Here is a 5,335-nt window from a genome sequence, read left to right on the forward strand (position 1 = left end):
CCACGGCACCTGGCAGGCCTACCAGGCCGGCCCGGACGCCACCCTCACCTTCACAGCGCACTTCGACCTCGGCATGCCCAGCCTCGCCGCGATCATCGACCCGATCGCCGAACGCACCTTGCGCGACAACATGCAGCGGATCCTGCGCGGTCTGTTCGGCGATCACGTGGTTTTTCCTGCCGACGGCGACATCCACGACGACGACGCCACGCTTTCCACTGAAAGGGGAGCGGTGCGATGACGACGATTACCGTCCCCGAGCCCCGTCCGCTGGCCGCGGGCGACCTGCCGACCAGCCCTGAGCAGGCCCGGCAGCTGTTCCGTTCGGTTTTCGCCCAGCTCGCCTCCGGTGTCACCGTGCTCGCCACGGTGACACCGGCCGGCCCCACCGGCATGACCGCGAGTGCGGTCACCTCACTCTCCCTGGATCCACTGCTCGTGCTCGCCTGCGTCGGCAACCGGTCAGCCACCCTGGTGGAGATCCGCGAGGCCGGTCGGTTCTCCATCAACGTGCTCGACGCGAGCGGCGTCGAGCTGGCCACCGGCTTCGCCTCCCGGCCGCCGGCAGACCGATTCGCCGACGTGTCCCACGAGATCGTCCACGAGGTGCCCGTACTCGACGACGCGCTCGCGTGGACCACCTGCACGGTGCACGCCCTGCATTCTGGTGGTGATCACACCATCCTCGTCGGTTCCGTCATCGGGCTCTACCGGGGCCACGGTCGACCGTTGCTGTGGCACGACGGGCGCTTTCAATCCATTTCGCGTGGACGGCAAGGCGGCGAAGACCCCGATATGTAGCATCTCATCCGGGCAGCTGACGTGCGGCATTTATATGTATCTTTCATAACGCATGGCATATTGGTCGAAATATCATGGCGAGTACAAACAGAAGGAATAAACTTCGCCACATCGCATCGCCGACCCATGTGCCGCGGTACCATACGACCCGACGAATGAACTCGTAAAGAAAGGAGTCCGGCGTCATGCCTGATCGGCTCATCGCAGATCCTCGCGGATTCGGCCGGCGCGCCACGTTGGATGTGTGAGACGTGGATGGTGACTCTTCTGCAGACATCTTCCTGTTCTACCGCGACGGCACCGGGAAACAGCAGGTGGTGAACCTGACCGCGGCCGTGGGTGTGACGGTCGGTCGCGGTCCCGGTAGCGACGTCAGGCTGGCGTGGGACAGCAAGGTCTCACGCCTGCATGCACAGTTCCAACAGATCGGAACCAACTGGATACTGATCGACGGAGGGTTGTCCCGTAACGGCACCTTTGTGAACGGGGAACGGCTCGTCGGACGGCGACGACTCGGGGACGGCGACGTTATTCTCGTCGGTTCGACCTCGCTGACTTATCGTGACAACCGCTTCGGCCGCGCATCCGCCGGCCGTGGCGCGATAGAGACCCAAGACGTGAACAATATCGTGACCCTGCGTTCCCTGTCGTCGACCCAGCTGCTGGTACTGGAATCCCTGTGTCGCCCGTACCAGGAGCGAACCCCGTACACGACTCCCGCAACAAATCGGCAGATCGCCGACGAGTTGTTCTTCAGTGTCGAGGCGGTCAAGACCCACCTACGGACGTTGTTTCGCAAGTTCGGCGTGGAAGAACTGCCGCAGAACCAGAAGCGAATGAAGCTCGTCGAGCTGGCTTTCCAGGCCGGGTTGGTGTCCGAGCGCGAACATTGATCGTCACCGCTGGCCCACCACGCCGCCCTCCCAGCCCCGTCGCCCGATGACTTCGGGCGTTCCGCGGTCAGACCGAGCGTCGCGTGTGGGATGATCGTGGCGGCATCCTTCGCGAGGTGCCCTGGGAGACCGGGGAGAATCGGGAAGCCGGTGAGAGTCCGGCACGGGCCCGCCGCGGTCATCGGGGAGTCACCGTCCACGCGCGCAGGCGCAGCCACTGGGCCACCTGGCCTGGGAAGGCCGGGCGGCCAGGCGTTGATCCGAGAGTCCGAAGACCGGCCTCGCATGTGTGCCACCCGCCGATGGTCGGGTGGTCGGAGCGCGGGAGCCTCGCCATGTCCGTAAATATCTACGATGTGATCAAAAAACGCCGTGACGTGCGTGCCCAGTTCACCGGAGCGCCGATCGCGGCCGATGTCCTGGACCGTGTGCTTGCGGCGGCTCATGCCGCCCCGAGCGTCGGCCTGAGTCAGCCATGGGACTTCATCCTGGTCGAAAACATCCGAACCCGGAAAACCTTTCATGATCATGTCAGGCATGAACAAGCTGTCTTTGCGGCGACACTGACCGCGGACCAAGCCACCCGTTTCAGCCGGATCAAGATCGACGGCGTACTGGAGTCCACGCTGGCCGTCGTGGTGACATACGACCCGCGGCGGGGCGCACCAGCTGTCCTGGGACGACACTCCATCGCGGATGCCGGGCTGTATTCCGTATGTCTGGCCATCGAGAACCTGTGGCTGGCAGCGACCGCCGAAGGCCTCGGCGTCGGCTGGGTGTCCTTCTATCGTGAACAGGCCGTTCGGAACATGCTCGGGATTCCCGACGAGGTCCGCCCTGTCGCGTGGTTGTGCCTGGGACCTGTCACACATCATGAGACCGTCCCCGACCTGGAACGGCACAACTGGGCCTACCGGCGCGCTCTGCCTCAGGCAGTCCATCACGAGATGTGGTAATCAGCCGGTCAGGAATCGACGGTCGGCCACCTTCAAGCCAAGGTGGCCGACTGTCTGCGGCTCTCCGGGAAGCGAACGTAGCGGCCGCCCCGGAGCCTGTTTCAGGCTTGTTTCACAGCACCCGATTTCACAGCACCCGGGTTCAGAACAGCAGTTTCAGAGGGCGGAGACTACCTGCTCGTAGTCCAGCCGTGGGCTGCGGTCGAACCACGGGTTCTCCCCGGGAGTGCCGATGTTTATGACTGCGAGTGTCCGCAACGGCTGGTCGGCGAAGAACTCCTTGTCGACAGCGGTGGCGTCCAGGCCCGTCATCGGGCCGGCCGCCAGCCCAGCGGCGCGGATACCCAGAATGAGGTAGCCGATCTGCAGGCCGGCGTTGAAGCGGGCCGTCTGCTCGCGAGCGACCGGTTCGGTGAAGAAGTCCTTGGCGTTCGGCAGATGGGGGAAGACCTGCGGGAGGTTCTCGTGGAAGTCGACGTCCGCGGCCACGATGGCCACGAGCGGCGCAGACTGCGTCTTCGCCTGGTTACCCGGGCTGAGATGCTGTACCAGCCGTTCCCGAGCCTCGGGCGAACGGACCAGGATGATCCGCAGCGGCTGCGCGTTCATACTGGTCGGCGCCCATTTGATCAGCTCATAGATGGCACGGACCTGCTCGTCGGACACCGGATCGTCGCTGAACGTGTTCGCAGTCCGGGCCGTGTGGAACAATAGATCCGCGGCGGCGGCGTCCAGCAGCAGAGCGTCTTCGCCGGTAGCGATATCGGTGATGGTCATGGAGGTCGGGACTCCTGATAGTCGGGTGGTTGCCATGAGCGCTCCGGGGACTGCGGCCTACGGGCGCGCGATCTGACGATCGTCGCGCGCCCGTAGGCCCAGCTGCTTAATTGAACCGACAACTATGCTGCCGGCATCCCGACTGCGATGTGAGCTGCGCCTCCAGGCCCGCTCTCGGCGGGGACGGGTACGAAGGGCTGCCACCAAGGGCTGCTACCAAGGGCTGCTACCAAGGGCGGCATCGATCCGTGGAGAGTGCTCGGATGTCTAGTAACCCACGTCCGGGGGTCGCGCTGCGGACCCGGCTGATGTTCGGCCTGCTGGCCCTGCTCACGGTGGGGTTGTCCGCCACCGCCGCCATCAGCATCTTCGCGCTGCGTACCTATCTTTTCCAGCAGACGGACGACCAGCTGCGCGGCGCCCAGAATCTCGTGACAGCACGTAGCGGATTGCTGGCCCGGATGACACCGGTGATCGGCGCCGAAAGCCTGCAACGGGTGATCGCCCCGACCGACTACGTGGTGGAACTCCGCCTGCGCGACGGTTCGGTCCGGGTCGTCACCGGAAGCGGTAGTGGTCCCACGCCATCGCGTCCACTCCTCGACGCCGTCACGGACATCGACGCCCGGATCGCCTCCGGAGCGCCGTTCAACATCGTCGACGGCGGCAGACGCTTCCGCGCCGTCGTCGGGGTGCTACCCGCCGACGGCGGGACCGACCTGGTCGCCGTCCCACTGCGCCCGGTAACCACGACCGTCGCCCGGCTGGCGGGGATAGAGCTCATTGCCAGCCTCGCTGTCCTTGTCGGCGCGGGTATCTCGGCGTGGCTGCTTCTCGGCCGTGGCCTGCGGCCGTTGCGGGACGTCGCGGAGACCGCCGCGGCAATCGCCGGCGGGGACCTGTCTCGGCGCGTGCCCGACTCGCCGGTGCGCAGCGAGGTCGGCCGGCTCGCCGCCGCGCTCAACATCATGCTCGGTCAGATCCAGGCTGCGTTCGAGGAACGGGTCCGCTCACAGGAACGGCTGCAGCGGTTCGTCGCCGATGCCTCCCACGAGCTGCGGACTCCGCTGACCTCCATTCGCGGTTATGTCGACCTGATGCGCCAGGGTGTCGTCCCACCGACGGGTGTGGACGATGCGCTGCGGCGCGTCCAGGAGGAGAGCGCCCGGATGAGCGCGCTGGTCGACGACATGCTCTATCTGGCCCACCTCGACGAGCACCGGCCGCTGGACCGCTCGAACGTGGACCTGTCCGCCGTGCTGCGGGATGCGGTCGCCGATGCAACCGCGGTGGAGCCGGACCGTCCCATCGCATTGACCTGTCCGGACCGGTGCATGGTGGTCGGGGACGCGGACGCCCTGCGCCAGGTGGTCGGGAACCTCCTGTCGAACGTGCGGGTCCATACGCCGGTGACAGCCCGGGTCGAGGCGAGGCTTGGCCGTGACAGCACCCGCGTCCACCTCGAGATCCGTGACTTCGGACCGGGTATGCCCCAGGAATCGGCTGAACGGATATTCGACCGCTTCTGGCGGGCATCGGGGAGTCGCGATCGGATCCATGGTGGCAGCGGTCTGGGCATGTCCATCGTCGCGGCCGTCGCGGCGGCGCACGGTGGCACCGCTGACGTACATTCCGCTCCCGGCATCGGGACCACCGTCCGGCTCTTCCTCCCGGTGGGTGAACCGGAATCGCCCGGTCCACCCACGGGAGAACTCGGCAGTGTCAATTACGAAAGGCAGGCCGCCGGACCGCCGGCCTGAAGAGTCGACAGCGAGCAGACCGCGGCCTGTGGGTAGTAGCTCCCCATGACCGCCGCGGCCGATGCCGGGTTGTTGTCAGGCGGAACATTCTGGACGGCATACGGAAAATTACCGAGAAGGTTGCGCAGCAGCAGCACGTGCGGCGTCG

The 5,335-nt window shown here is 65.9% G+C and carries 5 protein-coding genes, 2 pseudogenes and 1 riboswitch; of the genes and pseudogenes, 5 read left to right on the forward strand and 2 right to left on the reverse strand.

Annotation, left to right across the window (positions count from 1 at the left end; translation table 11 throughout):
* From U9977_RS25400 to bluB, 4 genes and pseudogenes are all read left to right on the forward strand, one after another.
* Positions 1-241, forward strand: a pseudogene (locus U9977_RS25400) (hypothetical protein); the annotation flags it as partial.
* The gene (locus U9977_RS25405; protein WP_322751808.1) at positions 238-801 is read left to right on the forward strand and encodes a flavin reductase family protein; all 564 of its coding nucleotides are present in this window, start codon (positions 238-240) and stop codon (positions 799-801) included. The pseudogene U9977_RS25400 and the gene U9977_RS25405, both read left to right, overlap by 4 nt.
* Positions 802-1,052: 251 nt before the next feature.
* The gene (locus tag U9977_RS25410) at positions 1,053-1,694 is read left to right on the forward strand and encodes an FHA domain-containing protein (protein WP_322751809.1); all 642 of its coding nucleotides are present in this window, start codon (positions 1,053-1,055) and stop codon (positions 1,692-1,694) included.
* 97 nt (positions 1,695-1,791) lie between these two features.
* Positions 1,792-1,993, forward strand: a riboswitch (cobalamin riboswitch).
* Between the two features lie 36 nt (positions 1,994-2,029).
* On the forward strand, positions 2,030-2,650 hold the full coding sequence (gene bluB, locus U9977_RS25415; protein WP_322751810.1) for a 5,6-dimethylbenzimidazole synthase: 621 nt from the start codon (positions 2,030-2,032) through the stop codon (positions 2,648-2,650).
* A 156-nt stretch (positions 2,651-2,806) separates the two neighbouring features.
* Here the strand turns inward: bluB and U9977_RS25420 are convergent, their stop codons facing one another.
* Positions 2,807-3,421, reverse strand: a complete 615-nt coding sequence (locus U9977_RS25420; RefSeq protein WP_416210777.1) for a malonic semialdehyde reductase — start codon at positions 3,419-3,421, stop codon at positions 2,807-2,809.
* A gap of 269 nt (positions 3,422-3,690) precedes the next feature.
* Between U9977_RS25420 and U9977_RS25425 the strand changes: the two genes are divergently transcribed.
* Entirely contained in the window at positions 3,691-5,187 is a 1,497-nt protein-coding gene (locus U9977_RS25425; protein ID WP_322751812.1) for a HAMP domain-containing sensor histidine kinase, read from the forward strand.
* Here U9977_RS25425 and U9977_RS25430 read toward each other — a convergent pair.
* Positions 5,154-5,335: pseudogene (locus U9977_RS25430) on the reverse strand (hypothetical protein); the annotation flags it as partial. The gene U9977_RS25425 and the pseudogene U9977_RS25430 sit on opposite strands and share 34 nt — an antisense overlap.

The organism is Protofrankia sp. Cas8 (genome assembly GCF_963555845.1).
Taxonomy (GTDB): Bacteria; Actinomycetota; Actinomycetes; order Frankiales; family Frankiaceae; genus Protofrankia.